This is a genomic window from Bradyrhizobium sp. B117, from assembly GCF_038969555.1.
Classification (GTDB): Bacteria; Pseudomonadota; Alphaproteobacteria; order Rhizobiales; family Xanthobacteraceae; genus Bradyrhizobium.
Map to the genome: position 1 here is coordinate 2159222 of NZ_CP152414.1, position 18694 is coordinate 2177915.

The 18694-nt window shown below is 65.1% G+C and carries 16 protein-coding genes; 10 read left to right on the forward strand and 6 right to left on the reverse strand.

The features are described from left to right. Nucleotides 1-182: 182 nt before the first annotated feature. Nucleotides 183-1070 carry a dienelactone hydrolase family protein gene (locus tag AAFG16_RS10600; protein ID WP_342739062.1) on the forward strand — a complete coding sequence of 296 codons (888 nt, stop codon included), beginning with the start codon at nt 183-185 and terminating at the stop codon, nt 1068-1070. 125 nt (nt 1071-1195) lie between these two features. Here AAFG16_RS10600 and AAFG16_RS10605 read toward each other — a convergent pair whose 3' ends face one another. Both AAFG16_RS10605 and AAFG16_RS10610 read right to left on the reverse strand, forming a co-directional pair. Further along, nucleotides 1196-2464 (reverse strand): serine hydrolase domain-containing protein, encoded by a 1269-nt coding sequence (locus AAFG16_RS10605; protein WP_342739063.1) that lies wholly within the window; start codon nt 2462-2464, stop codon nt 1196-1198. A gap of 114 nt (nt 2465-2578) precedes the next feature. Next, on the reverse strand, nt 2579-3427 hold the full coding sequence (locus AAFG16_RS10610) for an SDR family oxidoreductase (protein WP_342739064.1): 849 nt from the start codon (nt 3425-3427) through the stop codon (nt 2579-2581). 144 nt (nt 3428-3571) lie between these two features. On the opposite strand from AAFG16_RS10610, the gene AAFG16_RS10615 reads away from it, so the two are divergent. Next, entirely contained in the window at nt 3572-4327 is a 756-nt protein-coding gene (locus AAFG16_RS10615; RefSeq protein WP_342739065.1) for an HAD family hydrolase, read from the forward strand. Nucleotides 4328-4351: 24 nt separating this feature from the next. Here the strand turns inward: AAFG16_RS10615 and AAFG16_RS10620 are convergent, their stop codons facing one another. After that, nucleotides 4352-4759, reverse strand: coding sequence for a nuclear transport factor 2 family protein (locus tag AAFG16_RS10620; protein ID WP_027560895.1), 408 nt, complete (start codon nt 4757-4759; stop codon nt 4352-4354). Between the two features lie 97 nt (nt 4760-4856). Continuing rightward, on the reverse strand, nt 4857-6341 hold the full coding sequence (locus tag AAFG16_RS10625; protein WP_342739066.1) for a mannitol dehydrogenase family protein: 1485 nt from the start codon (nt 6339-6341) through the stop codon (nt 4857-4859). A gap of 143 nt (nt 6342-6484) precedes the next feature. Here AAFG16_RS10625 and AAFG16_RS10630 point away from each other — a divergent pair, with 143 nt between their 5' ends. The 7 genes from AAFG16_RS10630 (at nt 6485) to AAFG16_RS10660 (ending at nt 14108) form a co-directional block, all read left to right on the forward strand. Next, on the forward strand, nt 6485-7312 hold the full coding sequence (locus tag AAFG16_RS10630; RefSeq protein ID WP_342739067.1) for a FadR/GntR family transcriptional regulator: 828 nt from the start codon (nt 6485-6487) through the stop codon (nt 7310-7312). 90 nt (nt 7313-7402) lie between these two features. Beyond that, nucleotides 7403-8362: a sialic acid TRAP transporter substrate-binding protein SiaP gene (locus tag AAFG16_RS10635; protein WP_342740887.1), complete on the forward strand. Its 960-nt coding sequence runs from the start codon at nt 7403-7405 to the stop codon at nt 8360-8362. Nucleotides 8363-8491: 129 nt separating this feature from the next. After that, nucleotides 8492-9070, forward strand: coding sequence for a TRAP transporter small permease (locus tag AAFG16_RS10640; RefSeq protein ID WP_342739068.1), 579 nt, complete (start codon nt 8492-8494; stop codon nt 9068-9070). Between the two features lie 4 nt (nt 9071-9074). Further along, entirely contained in the window at nt 9075-10481 is a 1407-nt protein-coding gene (locus AAFG16_RS10645; RefSeq protein WP_342739069.1) for a TRAP transporter large permease, read from the forward strand. Beyond that, a complete protein-coding gene (locus tag AAFG16_RS10650; RefSeq protein WP_342739070.1) occupies nt 10478-11527 on the forward strand; it encodes an L-idonate 5-dehydrogenase in 1050 nt (349 codons plus the stop codon). Before AAFG16_RS10645 ends, AAFG16_RS10650 begins: the two co-directional genes overlap by 4 nt. Before the next feature lie 114 nt (nt 11528-11641). Then, nucleotides 11642-12832, forward strand: coding sequence for a mannonate dehydratase (uxuA, locus tag AAFG16_RS10655; RefSeq protein WP_342739071.1), 1191 nt, complete (start codon nt 11642-11644; stop codon nt 12830-12832). A gap of 364 nt (nt 12833-13196) precedes the next feature. Continuing rightward, entirely contained in the window at nt 13197-14108 is a 912-nt protein-coding gene (locus AAFG16_RS10660; protein ID WP_342739072.1) for a lipase family protein, read from the forward strand. A gap of 241 nt (nt 14109-14349) precedes the next feature. Here the strand turns inward: AAFG16_RS10660 and AAFG16_RS10665 are convergent, their stop codons facing one another. Next, complete coding sequence (locus tag AAFG16_RS10665) at nt 14350-15000, reverse strand: TetR/AcrR family transcriptional regulator (protein WP_283084500.1); 651 nt, start codon at nt 14998-15000, stop codon at nt 14350-14352. Between the two features lie 465 nt (nt 15001-15465). Here AAFG16_RS10665 and AAFG16_RS10670 point away from each other — a divergent pair, with 465 nt between their 5' ends. After that, nucleotides 15466-17766, forward strand: coding sequence for a TonB-dependent siderophore receptor (locus AAFG16_RS10670; RefSeq protein ID WP_342739073.1), 2301 nt, complete (start codon nt 15466-15468; stop codon nt 17764-17766). Between the two features lie 16 nt (nt 17767-17782). Here the strand turns inward: AAFG16_RS10670 and AAFG16_RS10675 are convergent, their stop codons facing one another. Then, entirely contained in the window at nt 17783-18619 is an 837-nt protein-coding gene (locus AAFG16_RS10675) for a transporter substrate-binding domain-containing protein (RefSeq protein WP_342739074.1), read from the reverse strand. Nucleotides 18620-18694: the final 75 nt, after the last annotated feature.

Consider the following 18694-nt stretch of genomic DNA (forward strand, 5'->3'; position numbering starts at 1 on the left):
AAATCCGAACGGCTGGCGAATGGGTCCGTCTCGCGTTCGGAGTCCGGCGCGGCCGATGGTCCGCGGCAACGAAGGGATGAGACGGAGAGCCGCGTGCTCGCAGGCTGGTGACTTGCCTTTGCCCGTTAACTATCGGCGAATGCGTCGCCCCGGGGCACCACAATAAGCAGGAAGGGATACCGATGAGTTCCGAAACCACCATGACATCCGACGTCGTCGGCCTGACGAAAGTCGCCCCGGTCTCGCGCCGCGGATTCATGAGCGCCACGGCGGCCGTCGCCGCTGGCTACACGCTCGCGGCCGGCCCGGTTCGCGCCGAAGTCATCACGACCGACACCAATGGGCTCCAGGCCGGGGCTGCCAAGATCAAGGTCGGCTCCGAGGAGATGCCGGCCTATTTTGCCCGCCCTGCCGGCAACACCAAGGCGCCGGTGATCATCGTCGCGATGGAGATTTTTGGCCTGCACGAATACATCAAGGACGTGACGCGGCGCCTCGCCAAGCTCGGCGCGTTCGCGGTCGCGCCCGACTATTACTTCCGCAAGGGCACCGATCTCACCAAGATCACCGACATCAAGGATCTGCTGCCGATCGTCAATTCCAAGCCGGACGCAGAGCTATTGTCCGATCTCGACGCGACGGTGGCGTGGGCGGGATCGCAGGGCGGCGACACCACGAAGCTCGGCATCATCGGCTTCTGCCGCGGCGGACGCACCGTCTGGGAATATGACGCCCATAGCGGCGCGCTCAAGGCCGGCGTTGCCTTCTACGGTCCGCCGGTCGATCCGGCCAATCCGCTCTGGCCGAAGAGCCCGATGCAGCTTGCCCCCGAGATGAAGGCGCCGGTGCTCGGCCTCTATGGCGGGGCCGATACCGGTATTCCGGTCGCGCAGGTCGAGCAGCTCAAGGCGGCGCTGGAGCAGAACAAGAAGACGGCCGAATTCAAGATCTATCCCGAGGCGCCGCACGGCTTCCATGCCGACTATCGCGGCAGCTACCGCAAGGATGCCGCGGAGGATGCCTGGAAGCAGGCGCAGGCCTGGTTCAAGAAATACGGCGTATTGAGCTGACGCCGGAGCATGATCCGAAAAGCGTGCAGCGGTTTTCCCTCGCGACAAACGCGGAACGCGTTTGCGCGGAGATCATGCTCAAGAATGAGGGCGGCCCGAGTGACCGCCCTTCCTCTATTCAAGGCTCACTTCGTCATCGCGCCGTAGACGATGTCCTGGACCTGCTCGCGATAATATTTGCGCAGCTCGCCCGGCGCCGCCGTTCCCACGACCACGACGAGACGTTCCTTCGGATCGCAGAAGAACTGCGTCCCGTAGGCGCCATTCCAGGTGAACTCGCCGGGATTGCCGGGCACCGACGACAGGCCTTCACTGGTGCGGACCGCGACCGAAAGGCCAAAGCCGAAGCCGGCGCGATGCGGCTCGATGTTGGCCACGTTGTTCTTGATCTCGGGGCCGAGATGGTTCGTTGTCATGTGGTGTACGGTCTTGGGCGAGAGGATGCGCTGGCCGTCGAGCTCGCCGCCGTTGAGCAGCATCTGCCCGAAGCGCACGTAGTCGCCGACCGTCGCGAACGAGCAGGCGCCGCCGCAATCGAACCTGGTCGGCGTATCCAGAAGTTTTATGGCTTGCGGCTTGCCGGTCAGCGGATCGTTGGCAAACGGGCGGGCGAGGCGAGGGCGCTGGGCGTCGGTGGGGTGGAAGGTCGCATCCTTCATGCCGAGCGGCTGCCAGACATTGGCGGCGAGATAGTCGCCGAGCTTCTGCTCGCTGACCTTCTCGACGACGGCGCCGAGCACGTCGATCGAGAAACCGTATTCGAACTCGGTCGAGGGCTGATGCGCCAGCGGCAGCTTGGTGATGCGCTCGATGAAGGCCTGGGTGTCGCCTTCGATCGCCGGCGCGACGCCATCAGGGTATTGCCGCGCCACCGGGCTGGATGAGTCCGGGCGGCCGCCATACATCAGGCCGGACGTGTGCCGGTAGAGATCGTGGATGAAGATCGGCGAGGCCTGCGGTTCGAGCTTCAGCGAGCCGTCGGCCTGCTGAACGCCGACCTTCATATCGGCAAAGCCGGGATAGTAATCCGACAGTTTGGCCTGGAGCGGGAGCTGGCCTTTCTCCATCAGCGTCAGGCCGGCAACCGCCGCCATCGGCTTGGTCATCGAAGCCAGCGCGAAGATCGCGTCGACGGTCATCGGCGTGCCCTTGTCGGGATCGAGCATGCCATAGGCCTTGTAGTGCACGAGCTTGCCGTCCCGCGCGATGGCCACGACCGCGCCGGGCACGCGCTTGGCGGCGATCTCTCGGGCGAAGAAACTGTCGAGCCGCGCCAGACCCTGCTTGGAGAATCCGGCGTCATCGGGATTTGCTTCGGGCAAGGGTGCGGCACGCGCGGCACCGAACGTGATGACGGCAGCCGCGGCCGCGATCATGGCGATCGTCTTCTTCATTGTATCCTCCCAGGCGAGCTCATTATGCGAGTGGCTCGCGCGACGCCCAGATCACGACCGCGCTCGAGCGAAGTCAAGCGCGGGTGCGGCATGTCTGGGACGCACCGGAGGTGCCTAGCGTCCTTCGCCGACGCGCCACAGCGCATCGAGGGCGTGGCGGTAGGTCGGATAGGCGAGCACGACGCCGAGCTCTTGCTTCAGTTTCGCGTTGGAGACGCGGGCGCTGCTGGCATAGAAGCTGCGCGCCATCGCCGACATCTCGGCGGTCTCGAAGGCTTCTTCCGGCGGCGGCGCAACGTTCATCAGTTGCGCGGCATAGGCGATCACGTCCTGCGGGGGGGCCGGCTCGTCGTCGCAGACATTCCAGATGCCGCCGCCCTGGCGCTGGACCGCCGCCATGATCGTGCTGGCGATATCGTCGACATGGATGCGGTTGAACACCTGGCCCGGCTTGATGATGCGCCTTGCCGTTCCCGCGCGCAACGTCACCAGCGCGTTGCGGCCGGGGCCGTAGATGCCGGCGAGCCGCAGGATTACGGCATCGCCGCCGGTTGCGTCGGTCCAGGCCTGCTCGGCCGCAACGCGCATGCGCGTGCGCTCGAGCGCAGCCTGCGGCGGCGTGCTCTCATCGACCCATCCGCCGGCGTGATCGCCATAGACGCCGATGGTGGAGAGATAGACGACCTTGCGGCGGCCCGCTGCCAACACATTGCGGAATGCGGAAATGGCGGGATCGCCGGTGCTGCCGGGCGGGATCGAGATGAGAAGGACGTCGGCCTCGCTGATGCGTTTGACCGTCTCGCGCGCCGGACTGCCGCCGGAAAATTCGTGCACCTCGATGCCGGCGAGATCGTTCCGCTGCGCGGGATCGCGCACGGTGCCGGCGATATGGGAGAAGCTGTCGGCGAACCTGCCGAGGAAGTGCCGGGCGCTGTAGCCGAGGCCGAGGATGAAGAGCCGCATGCGTCTCCCGTGCAGGTCAAGGTTCCCGTTCGCGCTGGCCGCGCGTACCGCTCATAAGAGATTTTTGGGTCCGACAAAAGATATTGCGATTTGTCTCGCCGGCCGGTGCAGGCAATGGTCGCTCAAGACAGGGAGGCATCGACCATGCAGGCGGAAGCGGCGATCATAACGCCCTCTGGCGCGGCAGAGCTGATCCGCGGTGCGGCCGCGCTGATCTTCGACGTTGACGGCACCCTCGCCGAGACCGAGGAGCTGCATCGGCAGGCATTCAACCACGCCTTCGTCCGCCATGGTCTCGACTGGCAATGGGACCGTGCCGTCTACAAGGGCCTGCTGCGGGTCACAGGCGGCAAGGAGCGCATGCGTGCCTACCACGTGAGGCTGGCGGCCGTCCCGGCATTGTCGGATGCGGATATCGCTGAGCTCCACCGCATCAAGACCGCGCATTATGCCGAACTGATCGAAACCGGCTGCTGCCCGTTGCGGCCGGGCGTGGCGGAGCTGCTCAGGTCGGCGAGGGCGCGCGGCCAGCGGCTTGCGATTGCGACCACGACGTCTCACGGCAACATCGACGCGCTGCTGTCGCAGGCGCTGGGGGCGCGTTGGGCCGCGCAGTTCGATGCCATCGTTGCCGGCGACGATGTCAGGCACAAGAAGCCGGCGCCGGACGTCTATCTCGAGATCCTGGCGCGGCTGAAGCTGGACGCGTCCGACTGCCTTGCGATCGAGGATTCCGCCAACGGGCTGATCGCGGCGTCGCGGGCGAACATTCCGGTTCTCATCACGCGAAGCATGTTTTTCCGGGACGACGACTTCAGCGCGGCGCGGGTGGTGCTGGATGACCTGTCGGAACTCGGGGCTTCCAAACAAAAAACTGGAAAACAACCCCATGCACAGTAGCTCACACCGGCGTGAGGGCCGCAGTCAGTGGACCCGGTGACTCGCCCTATCGTCTTCGGCCTGCTCGACAATTTGCGCAATCGGGCTCGACTGGTGATGCACCAGGCGCCAGCCGTCGCCAACACGCCGAAAATGGTTGGCCGCGGCCAGGGCGGTGCCGTCGACGATCTCGATGCAGAGCACGCGGGCGCTGTCGCCGTCGACGATGGCCTGCGGTTCGGCGCAGACGATCTGCGGCCGCTCCGGATTTTGCAGGATGTCGCGCCAGCTCCCGATCACCGTGGCGCGCCCGACGATGGCGGGCCAACCGGGATGGATGCAGGAAATGGCGTCGTCATCCGCCCACATCCGTTCCATGCCGGCGAAGTCGCCGGTCGAAAAGGCGGCGTAGAAGGCCGCGTTGGCGGCGATGACCTTGCTGTCCTTTGCCATGCCTCTCGGGTGGGCCAATGACAGGGAAAAATCAAGCGCGACTTGCGTTTGATTTTGCGTTCGATTTGGCCGCAGTGCAGCATTGCCCGCTTTGTAGTCACGCCGAGACGAGTGTCTCCACCGCCTGTCGCGCACCATCCTTGTAAAGATGGCCTAGCGCCGAGGTCACGGCCTCGCGCAGCCGCGGATCGGTACCAAGCGGCCCGAATACTTTCTCCACGCCGAGCAATGCTGGTGCGAGCCGCTCGGCGACGGGACCTGCCTCCCGCGCCAGCGCGGCGAACTCGGCGGCGAGCGGATCGCGCACGTCGATGGGGCGGCCCTGCTCGTCAATGGCGCTGACGTAACGCATCCAGCCGGCCACCGCGAGCGCATGCGTCGCGATCGGCAAGTCCTTGCGCAGGCGGTCCTGCATCGCGCCGAGCAGGCGCTGCGGCAGTTTTTGTGAGCCGTCCATCGCGATCTGCCAGGTGCGATGATGCAGTGCCGGATTGGCGAAGCGCTTGAGCAGCGAGGCGCGATAGGCGGCAAGGTCAGTGCCTGCGGGCATCGTCAGTGTCACAGCGGCCTCTTCCATCACCTGCGCGGCGAGGCGCGCGAAATGCGGATCGACCATGGTGTCGGCGATGGTCTCGTAACCTGAGAGATAGCCGAGATAGGCGAGCGCGGAGTGGCTGGCGTTGAGCAGCCGCAGCTTCATCAGCTCGAACGGCTTGACGTCAGTGACGAGCTCGACGCCCGCGGCGGCAAGGTCGGGCCGGCCCGCCGTGAAGTGGTCCTCGACCACCCATTGCGTGAACGGCTCGGTCATCACAGGCCAGGCGTCGCGCAGGCCAAGCGCGTTCGAGACCGCATCGCGGTCGGCGTCCGTCGTCTCCGGCACGATGCGATCGACCATGGTCGAGGGGAAGGCGGCATTATCCGCGATCCACTTGCCGAGGTCCTTCGAGCGCAGTGCGGCGAACTGCGTCACGATCCGCTGCACGGTGTGACCGTTGGCGGCGAGATTGTCGCAGCACAGCACGGTGAAGGGGACCAGCCCCTGCGCGCGCCGGCGCGCCAGCGCGGCAACGATGAAGCCGGGTGCCGAGCGCGGCGCGTCGAGATTGTTGAGATCGTGCACGACATCGGCATGCCGCTCGTCGAGATCGCCGGTCTGCGGCGTGTGGCAATAGCCCTTCTCGGTGACCGTGAGCGAGACGATGCGAATGGCGGGATCGGCCATGCGCTCGACCAGCGCTGCCGGCTTCTCGCGTGCGACCACGCTGTCGAGCAGCGCGCCGATGACGCGGTGCTCGGTGCCTTCGGCAGCACGTACGGCAACGGTATAGAGATGATCCTGCGGGGCGAGGGCGTCGCGGGTATCAGGGCTGCGCAGGCTGGCGCCGACAATGCCCCAGGACGAGCTGCCGCTAGCAAGACAATCGTCGATGACGACGGCCTGATGCGCGCGATGAAAAGCCCCGAGGCCGAGATGCACGATGCCGGGTGTGACGCGCGACCGGTCATAGGCCGGTCGGCGGATGGCCGGCGGCAACCGGTCGAGATTGGCGCTGCCAAGACACATCGAACTTGGGCGCATGGACGCCTCCCCTCTGCTTTGCCGCTGCTTGACATGGCCCCCGTCCTCGGTCAATGCTCCGGTCAATTGGTAAGACCAATTTTCCAAAAATTGGCGGGCCGCGGATCGGGACGACCCCGCGCGACCCTTTCGGGGAGGCCAGCGTGCCGCTGGAAGCTGTGGAGGCGAGACGGCTTTATCGCCAGGTCGCCGATCAATTGCGAAGCCTGATCGACAGCGGCGAGTACGCGGTCGGCAGCCGCTTGCCGACCGAGCGCGAGCTCGCCGAGCAGCTCAAGATCTCGCGGCCGACCGTGCGCGAGGCCCTGATCGCGCTCGAGGTCGAGGGCCGCGTCCGCATCCGTGTCGGCTCAGGCATCTATGTGATCGAGCCGGCCGACGCCGCGCCGGCGCCTGCGGCCGCCGTCATCGAGGGTCCGTTCGAGCTGCTGCGCGCCCGCGAATTCCTGGAAAGCGCCATCGCCGAACAGGCCGCGCGCGTGGCGACCAAGGACGACGTCGCCCGCATCGACGCGTCCCTCGTCGCGATGGAGAACGTCGAGCATCCCGGCGAAGCCTCGATGGTGCACGACCGCGCATTCCACATCGCGATCGCCGGAAGCCTTGGCAACGCCGTTCTGGTCCGCGTGGTCGGCGAGCTGTTCGACCAGCGCCTCAACCCCTATTTCGCGCAGCTTGCGCATTATTTCGAGAGCCCCGGCACGTGGCGCACCGCGCTCGACGAGCACCGCGCCGTGCGTGATGCGATTGCCGCGCACGATCCGGACAGTGCGCGCGAGGCCATGCGAAAGCATCTGGCGCGCTCGCAGGAGCGCTTTGCGCAGAATTTTGGCGCCGAGTCCGCCGCAGCAGCCTCGTCTGCCGGGCGGGACCGGGCGGGGCGACATCAGGCCAAGCCGGCAACACCGAAGCAAGTGGCGAAGAAGCAGGCCAAAAAGCAGGTCAAGGGCGGCCGCTTGCCGCAGCGATGAGATTGGGCGGCTCGCATCCGTTTCGGGGGCGGGCGAACAAGAAGCAGAGTTTAGTCAGTGGAGGATAAGTCGATGTTGAAGAAGATGACGATGGTGCTGGCGGCCTCGGTCGCGGCGATGGTCGCGGCGACCAATCCGGGCATGGCCCAGACCAAGCTCAAATGGGCCCATGTCTACGAGACCTCGGAGCCGTTCCATACCGCCTCGGTCTGGGCCGCGCAGGAGATCGGCAAGCGCACCAACGGGCGCTACCAGATCGACGTCTATCCGGCCTCGCAACTCGGCAAGGAGGCCGACATCAACCAGGGCCTGTCGCTCGGCTCGGTCGACATCATCATCTCCGGCTCGAGCTTCGCGGCGAAGAGCTTTCCGCCGATCGGCGTGACCTATTATCCCTACACCTTCCGCGATGCCGATCATCTGCTCGCCTACACCAAGAGCGACATCTTCAAGGAGCTCGCCAAGGGCTACGAGGACAAGAGCGGCCACCACATCGTCGCGGTGACCTATTACGGCGTGCGCCAGACCTCGTCGAACAAGCCGATCAAGAGCTGCGCCGACCTCAAGGGCCTGAAGATGCGCGTGCCCGACGTGCCGGCGTATCTGGCCATGCCGCGCGCCTGCGGCGCCAACACCGCGCCGATTGCGTTTGCCGAAGTCTATCTCGCGCTCCAGAACGGCACCGTCGAGGCGCAGGAGAACCCGCTGACCACGATCGAGGCCAAGAAGTTCTACGAGGTGCAGAAGCACATCGTGCTCACCGGCCACATCGTCGATCACCTCAACACGGTGGTGGCGGGCGCGCTCTGGAAAAAGCTGTCCGACGAGGACAAGAAGATCTTCACCGACGTCGCGCAGGAGGCCGCCGCGAAAGCGACCGCCGAGATCAAGCAGAACGAGGCCACGCTGGTCGCCTTCTTCAAGGAGAAGGGCCTGACCGTGACCGAGGTCGACAAGAACGAATTCCGCGACATCGTGCTGAAGAACGTTCCGTTCGAGACCTTCGGCTATCGCAAGGCTGATTGGGAACGGATTCAGGAAGTCAAATGACGACGTAGTCGTCATCCCGGGGCGGCTCGAAGAGCCGAACCACGGTGCGCAATTGCGCACCTGAGAATCTCGAGGTTCCGGGTTCTCGCTTCGCGAGCCCCGGAACGACGATTGAGGAGAGATATTCCCATGTCCACCGCCGAAATACACCGGCAGATCACCGCCGACGAGATCGCCCATACCTTCGAGGAAGAGGCGACGCCGAAGGTCGATCTTGGCGTCTATGCTTTCGAGGACTGGGTGGCGCTGGTGATCTTCTGGGTGATGGCGCTCGCCGTCTTCCTCCAGTTCTTCACCCGCTACGTCCTCAACGACAGCTATGCCTGGACCGAGGAGATCGCGACCTATTGCCTGATCGGCGTGGTCTTCATCGGCGCCTCGATGTGCGTGCGGCTGTCGCGGCATATCCAGGTCGACCTGATCTACCGCTACCTGCCGCACATGGTGGCGCGCACGATGTCCACGCTGATCGACCTGATCCGGATCGCCTTCTTCGGCTACGCCATCAAGCTGGTCTGGGTCTACATCCAGATCATCGGTGATGAGTCCATGACCACGATCAATCTTCCCAAGGACTACGTTTACTACGCCGTGCTGGCCGGCTTCGTGCTGATGTTCGTGCGCTCGGTGCAGGTCGCGCTGCAACATCTGCGGCAGGGCTATTCGATCCTCGAACGCCCCGGCGCCTACGACGGTTTTGAAGGATAGTATCATGCTGTTGCTGCTTGGGGGCTTCCTCATCCTGATGCTGATCGGCGTTCCCGTGGCGATCGCCATGGCCGCGTCGTCGCTGCTCTACATCCTGGTCAGTGGCGTGACGCCCGACGTCACGCTGGCCCAGCGCATGATCGCCGGCGTCGAGAGCTTTCCGCTGCTCGCCGTGCCGTTCTTCATCCTGGCCGGCAATCTCATGAACATCGCCGGCGTCACCGGTCGCATCTACAAATTCGCCGTCGCGCTGGTCGGCTGGATGCGCGGCGGCCTCGGTCACGTCAACATCATCGGTTCGGTGATCTTCTCCGGCATGTCCGGCACGGCCATTGCGGACGCCGCGGGCCTCGGCACCATCGAGATCAAGGCGATGAAGGACCACGGCTACTCCACCGAATTCTCGGTGGGCGTCACCGCGGCCTCGGCGACGCTTGGCCCCATCATCCCGCCGTCGCTGCCTTTCGTGATTTACGGCATGATGGCCAACGTCTCGATCGGCGCGCTGTTCCTCGGCGGCGTCATTCCCGGCATCGTCATGACGCTGCTGATGATGGCGACCGTCACCTATTTCGCGCACAAGAACAAATGGGGCAGCGACACGCCGTTCTCCTGGCCGCAGCTCGGCTCGGCCGGCCTTGAGATCGCCATCGTGCTGGCTTTCCCGCTCGCGATCTGGCTGATGGTGATGGCGGGCATGTCGACCAACATGGCGGTCGTCATCGGCCTCGGCACGCTGCTCCTGATCGACTGGTATTTCGACTTCTCGGCGGTGATGGCGCTGATGGCGCCGGTGATCCTGATCGGCGGCATGACGCTCGGCTGGTTCACGCCGACGGAAGCTGCGGTCGCCGCCGTGATCTGGTCGCTGTTCCTCGGCCTCGTCCGCTACCGCACCATGACCTTGAAGACGGTGGCGAAGGCGACCTTCGACACCATCGAGACCACGGCCTCGGTGCTGTTCATCGTCACCGCGGCCTCGATCTTCGCCTGGCTGCTGACGGTGTCGCAAGCCGCCCAGATGCTGTCGGACTGGATGCTCAGCATCACCCACAACAAATGGGTGTTCCTGGCGCTTGCCAACATCCTGATCCTGTTCGTCGGCTGCTTCATCGACACCACGGCGGCGATCACGATCCTGGTGCCGATCCTGCTGCCGATCGTGCTCAAGCTCGGCATCGATCCGATCCATTTCGGTCTGATCATGACGCTGAACTTGATGATCGGCCTGTTGCATCCGCCGCTCGGCATGGTGCTGTTCGTGCTCGCCCGCGTCGCAAAGCTCTCGGTCGAGCGCACGACGGTCGCGATCCTGCCCTGGCTGGTGCCGCTGCTGCTCGCGCTGATCGCGATCACCTACATTCCCGAACTGACCCTTTGGCTGCCTAAATACATGGGACTCTCCAAATGACCTCGACCGCTCTCGCCGCAACCCTGTTCGGCCCCGAAGATTTGCGCATGATCGAGCATCCGCTCGACAAACTCGCGGACGGAATGGTGCGCGTCCGCTTCGGTGCCGGCGGCATCTGCGGCTCCGACATGCACTACTTCCGCCATGCCCGCACCGGCGATTTCGTGGTGAAGTCGCCGCTGGTGCTCGGCCACGAGATCTCAGGCGAAGTCGTGGAGATCGCAGGGGCCGTCGCCAATCTGAAGGTCGGCGATCGCGTCGCGGTCAATCCGTCGCGCTGGTGCGGCCATTGCGTCGCCTGCCGCGAAGGCCGGCCCAATCTCTGCGAGAACATCTACTTCATGGGCGCGGCCTCGAAGACGCCGCACATGCAGGGCGGCTTCGCCAATTACTTCGATGCGATCCCCGCGCAATGCGTGAAGATACCGGATCACGTCTCCTATCAGGCGGCGGCGCTGGCCGAACCGCTCGCGGTGTGCCTGCACGCGGTGGCGCGCGCTGGCAACATCGAGGGCAAGCGCGGCATCATCTTCGGTGCGGGTCCGATCGGGCTCCTGACCATGCTCGCCGCGCACCGCGCCGGCTTGGCCGACATCACGGTCGCCGACATCGCGCCGGCGCCGCTCGCCTTTGCGACCAAGCTTGGTGCTTCCCACGTCGAGAACGTGTCGGCCGGCGAGGAGGGCCTGAAGGCGCAGGCTGCTTCGCGTCCCTATGACGTCGCCTTCGAGGTCTCGGGCACGGCTGCGGGACTTGCGAGCGCCATTGGTATCGTCCGGCGCGGCGGCGTCGTGGTGCAGATCGGCAATCTGCCGGGCGGCCAGATCCCGACGCCGTCGAACGCGGTGATGGCGAAGGAGATCGATCTGCGGGGCTCGTTCCGCTTCGGCTTCGAGTTCATGACCGCGGTGGAACTGATCTCCGCGGGCAGCGTCGATGTGCTGTCGCTGGTCACAGCCGAGCGGCCGCTCTCGACCGCACCCGATGCGCTGCGCCTGGCGCTCGACCGCTCGCAGAGCGTCAAGGTCGTGCTGACCGCGAACTGACCTTGGAGCCCCGTTCCGATGGAATCGGAACGGGACTCCAGATTCTTGTTTTGACGCGTTTTCTTTACGCGAACCGGTATCCACTTCGCTCGAAAACGCTTTAGGAGAACGCGCATGATGCTCGAGGGATGGCGCTGGTACGGACCGGACGATCCGGTCTCGCTTGATGACGTCAGGCAGGCCGGGGCGAGCGACATCGTCTCGGCGCTGCATCAGGTGCCGATCGGCGAAGCCTGGACGCGCAAGGCGGTCGAGGAGCGCAAGAATTTCATCGAGAACGGTCAGCCCGGCCGTTCGCAACTGACCTGGTCGGTGGTGGAATCGATTCCGATCCCTGACGACGTCAAGCGCCTCGGCGGCAAGGCGACCAAATCCATCGAGGCGTGGATCGCCAGCCTGGAGGCGGTTGCCGCCAGCGGCATCAAGATCATTTGCTACAACTTCATGCCTGTCGTCGACTGGTGCCGCACCGATCTCGAATGGGAGCTGCCGAACGGCGCCCGCGCCATGCGCTTCGACCAGGACCGGTTTGCGGCGTTCGAGCTGCATATCCTGAAGCGGCCGGCGGCCGCGCAGGAATACTCGCCTGAGCAGCAGGCGCGGGCGAAAGCGCTGTTCGAGAAGATGAGCCAGGCCGACATCGTTTATCTCGTCATGGTGATCGCCAGCGCGCTGCCCGGCTCGACCACCGAGCCGATGACCATTCCGCAATTCCGCGACCGGCTCGAGACCTATCGCGACATCACGCCAAAGATCCTGCGGCAGCATCTCGCCGAATTCCTGGCGCGCGTGGCGCCCGTCGCCGAGCAGCTCGGCGTCTCGCTGACGCTGCATCCGGACGATCCGCCGCGCCCGTTGTTCGGCCTGCCGCGCATTGCTTCGTCTGCTGACGATTATCAGGCGCTGTTCGATGCGGTGCCGTCGAAGGCCAACGGCATCTGCCTGTGCACGGGCTCGCTCGGCGTGCGCGCGGAGAACAATCTGCCTGAGATGGCCGAACGCTTCGGCCCGCGCATTGCCTTTGCGCATCTGCGCGCGACCAAGCGCGAGGCGGACGGCCTATCGTTCTACGAGTCCGATCATCTCGACGGTGACGTCGACATGGTCGCCGTGCTCAAGGCGCTGCTGAAGGAGAACGCGCGGCGCGCGCCGGACAAGCGGATCGTGTTCCGGCCCGATCACGGCCACCGCATGCTCGACGATCTCGCCGCCACCAAGCGCACCAATCCCGGTTACACCGCGATCGGCCGCCTGCGTGGCCTCGCCGAGCTGCGCGGCGCGATCCGTGCGATCGAGCATCGATAGGACCTGATACGGTGGATGCTGCTTTGCCTCTTCCCGTAAGCGGCAAGACAGCCGCGCCATTCTAAGATGTCGTCATGCCCGGGCTTGTCCCGCCTGCGCGGCCGAAGCCGCTTCGGCGAGGCGAAGGCCCGGGCATCCACGTTCTTGGTGCAGAAGACGTGGTTGGCCGGGACAAGCCCGGCCATGACGATGTGGCAGCTTCCATGTCCCAAGCGCTAGCCCGATGCGGCTAGTCGGCTGCAAGCTGGGAGCGCCGTTACGACAATACTCGCGGAGATTGTCTTCGGCTCCTGTGTGTGCCACAGTGGCTGCATTGCATTTTGACTGACGCATTGCAGCCATAGGCCATTTATAGGAGCTGAGCATGAGCTTCCTGGTCGAACGCCCGCCCGAGCAATATGATCGGGCCGCCTTCTCCGGTTTCAACACATCGAACACTTTCAATCTCGGCACTGCGCGCGCGATGATGTGGATGTCGCAGCTCGCCTACGAGACGCACGTCCCCGCGACCATCGACGCCGTTTCCAAGCTTCTGCAACTCTCCGCGGTGAGTGTGCTGAGCAAGCCGGCGGTCGCGGCGCTGCCGATGACGGATACGCGGGGCGTCATCGCCAGGAAGGACGATGCGACCATCGTGGCCTTCGCGGGCACCGATCCGCTGCATCTTCTGAACTGGGTCAGCGACTTCACGCTGGGCCGGCCGCATGCCGCCGTGCATCAGGGCTTCCAGGATGCGGCGGCCGCGGTCTGGAATGACGTCAAGGACGCGCTCGCGGCCGCGCTCAAGGCTGGTTCGCCGATCTTCATCACCGGACACAGCCTGGGCGCCGCGATCGCGGTGGTCACCGCGGATCTCGCGCGCCGGGAGCTTCAGCTTGGCAATGCGCAGGTCTACCTGTTCGGCTGTCCGCGCGTCGGCCGCGCCGACTTCGTCGCGCCCTACAACATCACCTTCGGAGCGACGACCTACCGTCTGGTGCACGGCGAGGACATCGTCCCCACCGTGCCTCCGCCGCTGCTCGGATTCCACCATGTCGGCGGCTATCTGGGCTGCGCGTCCGGTGCAAGATTCGGCGCCGGCCCGACACAGATCGCGTTCGGATCGGATGAGCCGATGGCGGACGCCGGGCTCGGCGCGCGGCTCCGCGGTCTCTTTGTGGGCTTCTCGCAGAATGCGCGGGACGATACGCTCGGCGAGCTCACGTTGGCCTTGCCGCCCGGGATCGGCGATCATCTGCCGGATCGTTACTGCGCCGCGCTGACGCCGGCGCGGTAACGGGCGGCACGCGGCGGCGAAGGGCCGGTGAGGGTAGCCCCGCGCTCGGTGTCATCGCCCGACTTGATCGGGCGATCCAGTATTCCAGAGACGGTGGTGAGTCCTCGATAGGCCGCAGCGTGCTGGATTCCCCGCCTGAGCCTGTCATCGGGCTCGCCAAAGGCGAGACCCGGTGGCGGGGAATGACAGTGGTGTGTGCGGAGACCGGCTTCGTCTGCCGCGCCGAGCCCTTACCGCATCATCACGCCTTCGCTTCCAGCCACGCCAGGATCATCTCCACGATCTGCGTCCGGCTCTTTGCCAGCAATCTGGGCTCACTGAGGTCGCGGTCGAACAGGGCGCCGAAAGTGTAGCGGTTGGCGACGCGGAAGAAGCAGTAGGAGGAGATGGCGAGGTGCAGGTCGATGGCGTCGACGTCGTCGCGGAAGACGCCTTCGCCGCGGCCGCGTGCAAGAATGCCATCGAGGGTCGCGATCACGCTGGCATTGAGCTGGCGCAATTGCAGGTTCTGCTTCAGGTGCTTGCCGTGGTGGATGTTCTCGATCGAGACGAGGCGGATGAAGTTCGGGTTGCGCTCGTCATGGTCGAAGGTGGATTCGATCAGCCGGCGCAATCCCTCGCGCGCGTCGCAGCTCTCGATGTCGAGCTGATCCTCCAGCGCGCGGATGCTGCGATAGGCCTCCTCCAGCACGGCGAGATAGAGCTGCTCCTTGCCGCCGAAATAGTAATAGATCATCCGCTTCGACGTGCGCGTGCGCGCCGCGATGGCGTCGACGCGGGCGCCCGAATAGCCTTCCGAGGCGAATTCGGCCATCGCCACTTCGAGGATATCGCGCTTGGTGCGTTCGGGGTCGTTGGTGCGCTTCGATGGGGGCGGCATGCGCTCGAGCATTGCTGTTTCTCCCGCCAGTTTCCACGGATCACCTCGAAGGTGAAGGCAAGTTTCGCCTGCCGGGGCATTGGTCCAACGCATATTGCACAAACGCACCAGTTTGTACATTGAAGCAGAGGACTATTAATGCGGCGCGATGCGATGTGTTGTTCGCGGTCGCCTCCCTTGATCTCATCATCTCCGAGATCTGCGCCGACGCGGAACTAACGGCAAACACCGATCGTAAGCCCCGATACAGACCTCTCGTCAAACGCGCAGCCGATAGCAGGTTGTCTTGCGCGCGGGAATTACAACTCCTCCAAATCTGGGGATTGACCTTCCGCAGCTGTCGCATCGTCTTGCGACTCTAGATGCCTTCTACTGGCTCACGCGTCGCGCATTGCTTATTGGCCCAACGCGAACTTGCGGGTCGTTCGTCTCGTCACGATCGAGGCGGCCTCGGGAACGGGTGTTGGGGAGACGACGTTGAACGAGTTGAATTTGCCGCGCGCAGCGGCGCTGTCCGTTGCATGTGTTTCGATCGTACTCGCCGCGCATCCGGCCGAGGCCCAACAGTCCCAGCAATCCGCCCCGCGCGGCGTTGCCGCGGCAAGCCAGGATCTGCCTCCCGTCACCGTGCAGTCGGCACAGCGCCGGCATGCATCCACCCCCGGCCAGCGCAAGCCGTCGCAGGCATCGCGCGCCGCTTCGTCGCGGCGGGCGGCAAGCCGCGACAATTTGACGGCGCCCGCCGTTCCTTCGCTCGGTGCGCAACGGTCGGGGCTGCCCGCGTCCTTCGCGGGCGGACAAGTCGCGCGCGGGGCCCAGCTCGGCCTGCTCGGCAATAGGGATTACATGGCGACACCGTTCAGCGTCACCAGCTACACGGAGCAGACCATCAGGGATCAGCAGGCGACCAGCGTTGCCGAAGTGCTGACCAACAGCGATCCATCGGTCCGCGCCGCCATCGGCAGCAGCAACCGATATGACGCGATGACCATTCGCGGCTTCCGCGTGGAGAACAGCGAAATCGCTCTGAACGGCCTCTATGGTCTCGTGCCGAACTATCGCGTCAATCCCGCGCCGATCGAGCGCATCGAGCTGTTCAAGGGACCTGCCGCGTTCCTGTTCGGCATGGCCCCGCAAGGCAGCATCGGCGGCAGCGTCAACGTCGTGACCAAGCGTGCCGGCGACGATCCGCTGACGCGATTGACCGCCGGATACATGTCCAATGCCCGTTTCGGCACTGAGCTCGACGTGGCGCGCCGCTATGGCGACCAGAAGGAGTGGGGCGTCCGCTTCAACGGCGCAATGGATGGCGGCAACACCACCATTGATCGGCAGTCGGTGCGCGACGGCGCCGGCTCGCTCGGCGTCGACTACCGCGGCGAGCGGTTCAGGTGGTCGGCCGACATCATCTATCAGGATGACTGGATGCGGGCAGCGGCGCGCGGCTACACGCCGGTTGCCGGCATCGCCGTCCCCGCCGCTCCGGATCCCCGGATCAATCTCGCGCAGCCCTTCGACTATGCGCGTGCCACCAGCCTCACGGGGCTGACGCGCGCCGAATACGACCTGACCTCGGACATCACGGTGTTCGGTGATATCGGCGGCAATCGCTTCGGCTTCGACAAGCAAGAGGCGCCGGGAGCGACCATTCTCAACACCGCAGGCGACGCGTCGTCGACGTCGCGATTCCAGACGGGAAAATCGGAAGCCGCATCCGGCGAAGCCGGCGTGCGGGCTCGCTTCGACACCGGTCCGGTCGCCCACGAAGTCGTCGTCAACGGCAGCTCGCTGCAGCGGACCGACTGGCTCGGACAGACCAACTACGCGAACTATCTCACCAATATCTACACGCCGACCTTGCTGGCGGGGCCGGGCGTGCAACTATCGTCCGTCCCGGAAGGTAAATCGGGCTCGCTCACCCTGCAAAGCGTCGGAGTCGCCGACACTCTCTCGGTCATGAACGGCCAGGTGCGGCTGATCGTCGGTGCGCGTCAGCAGAAGGTGGTGTCGAGCAGCTTCGACATGGCAAGCGGCCTCGAGACTGCACATTATGACCAGAGCGCGACCTCGCCCTCGGTCGCACTGCTGGTCAGGCCGATGCAGCAGCTCTCGCTCTACGCCAGCTATATCGAGGGTCTCACCCCCGGGCCGACGCAGCCGACCGGGGCCGCCAACCCGAACCAGGTGTTCGCGCCGTTCAAGACGCGGCAATATGAAGTCGGCACCAAGCTCGATCTCGGCGGCTTCGGTGCGAGCCTTGCCGCGTTCCAGATCAACCTGCCCGCCGGCGTCACCGACCCCGTGACGAAGATCTTCAGTCTCGACGGCGAGCAGCGTCACCGCGGCGTCGAGTTGAACATGTTCGGTGCGGTCGCGCCCGGCGTTCGCGTGTTTGGCGGCGCGACGTTCGTCGACGCACGTCTGACCAGCACGGCGGGCCACGTCAACGACGGCCATCATGCCGTCGGCGCGCCCGATCTTCAGGGGAATCTCGGCGTCGAGTGGGATACGCCGTTCCTGCCGGGGCTGACGGCAACCGCGCGCACGATCTACACCAACCGCGCCTATGTCAGCGCCGATAATGTCCAGTCGGTGCCGAGCTGGATGACCTTCGACATCGGCGCGCGCTACGCGACGAGGCTTGCGGGACGGCCGACCACCTTCCGTGCCAGCGTCACCAACCTGTTCGACAAGCGCTACTGGATTGCCAATCCCACGGGCTATGTCATCAGCGGCATGCCGCGCACGGTATGGCTCTCGATGACGGTGGATTTCTGAGGGCCCGAGCTCGCCGTCAGAACTGCACCTCGCCGGGAATGTCGTCCGCGCTGAGACCCACGGCCTCAAAACCCTTCAGCATCCATTCGCGGGTCTGGCCCAGCGAGCGGTTGTAGTCGGCCCAGGCGCTGAGGAAGTCCTTGTAGCGCCGGTCGGCTTCGGCGCGGATGCCCATGTTGGTCGGCAGCGTCAGGAGCGGCCGTGGCACCGCGAGTTCGCCGAGCGTCGGGTTCTTCTTCAAGGTCGCGACCGAGAGCACCGCCAGCGAGATGTTGCAGTCGGCGCGTCCGGTGGCAACCGCAAGGATCGCCTCGTTGCGTTCCTTGAAGCCGAGGATGTTCGCCTTCGGGCAATAGCGCCGCGCGATGGTCTCATGGGTCGAGCCGATGTCGACGGCGATCTTGACCTCGGGCTTGTTGAGCTCCGCCCAGGTCTGCGGCTTGGCAAAGCCCGTCTTGGTGATGACGGTGAAGGAGTGCACCAGGATCGGCGTGGAGAAGTCGATGACCAGCGAGCGCTCCGGCGTCGGATTCACGGCGAAGGCAAGGTCGATCTTGTCGGCCTGCAGATCGAGGATCTGGTTGCCCCAGGTCGATTCCAGCGTCTCGACCTTGGCCCCTAACTTGGCGGCGATGTCGTTCGCCATCTCGATGCAGGCGCCCGACCATTGATTGGTGGTGAGGTCCTTGTGGAAGTAGGGATCCTGGCCGGCGATGACGGCGATCCGCAGCACGCCGCTCTTCTTGATCCGTTCGAGCGTCGAGCCGAGCGCGGTGTCGGCCCTGGCCGATCCGGCCCCGGCGATCGCGGTGCCGGCGAGGGCGACGGTGGTGAGTGCGTCCCTGCGATTCATGGCAGTCTCCTGGGCAGTCGCTTCTGCTGAACGTTCAAACCCGGCGTCTGGACTATTTCTGTATTCAGTTTAAAA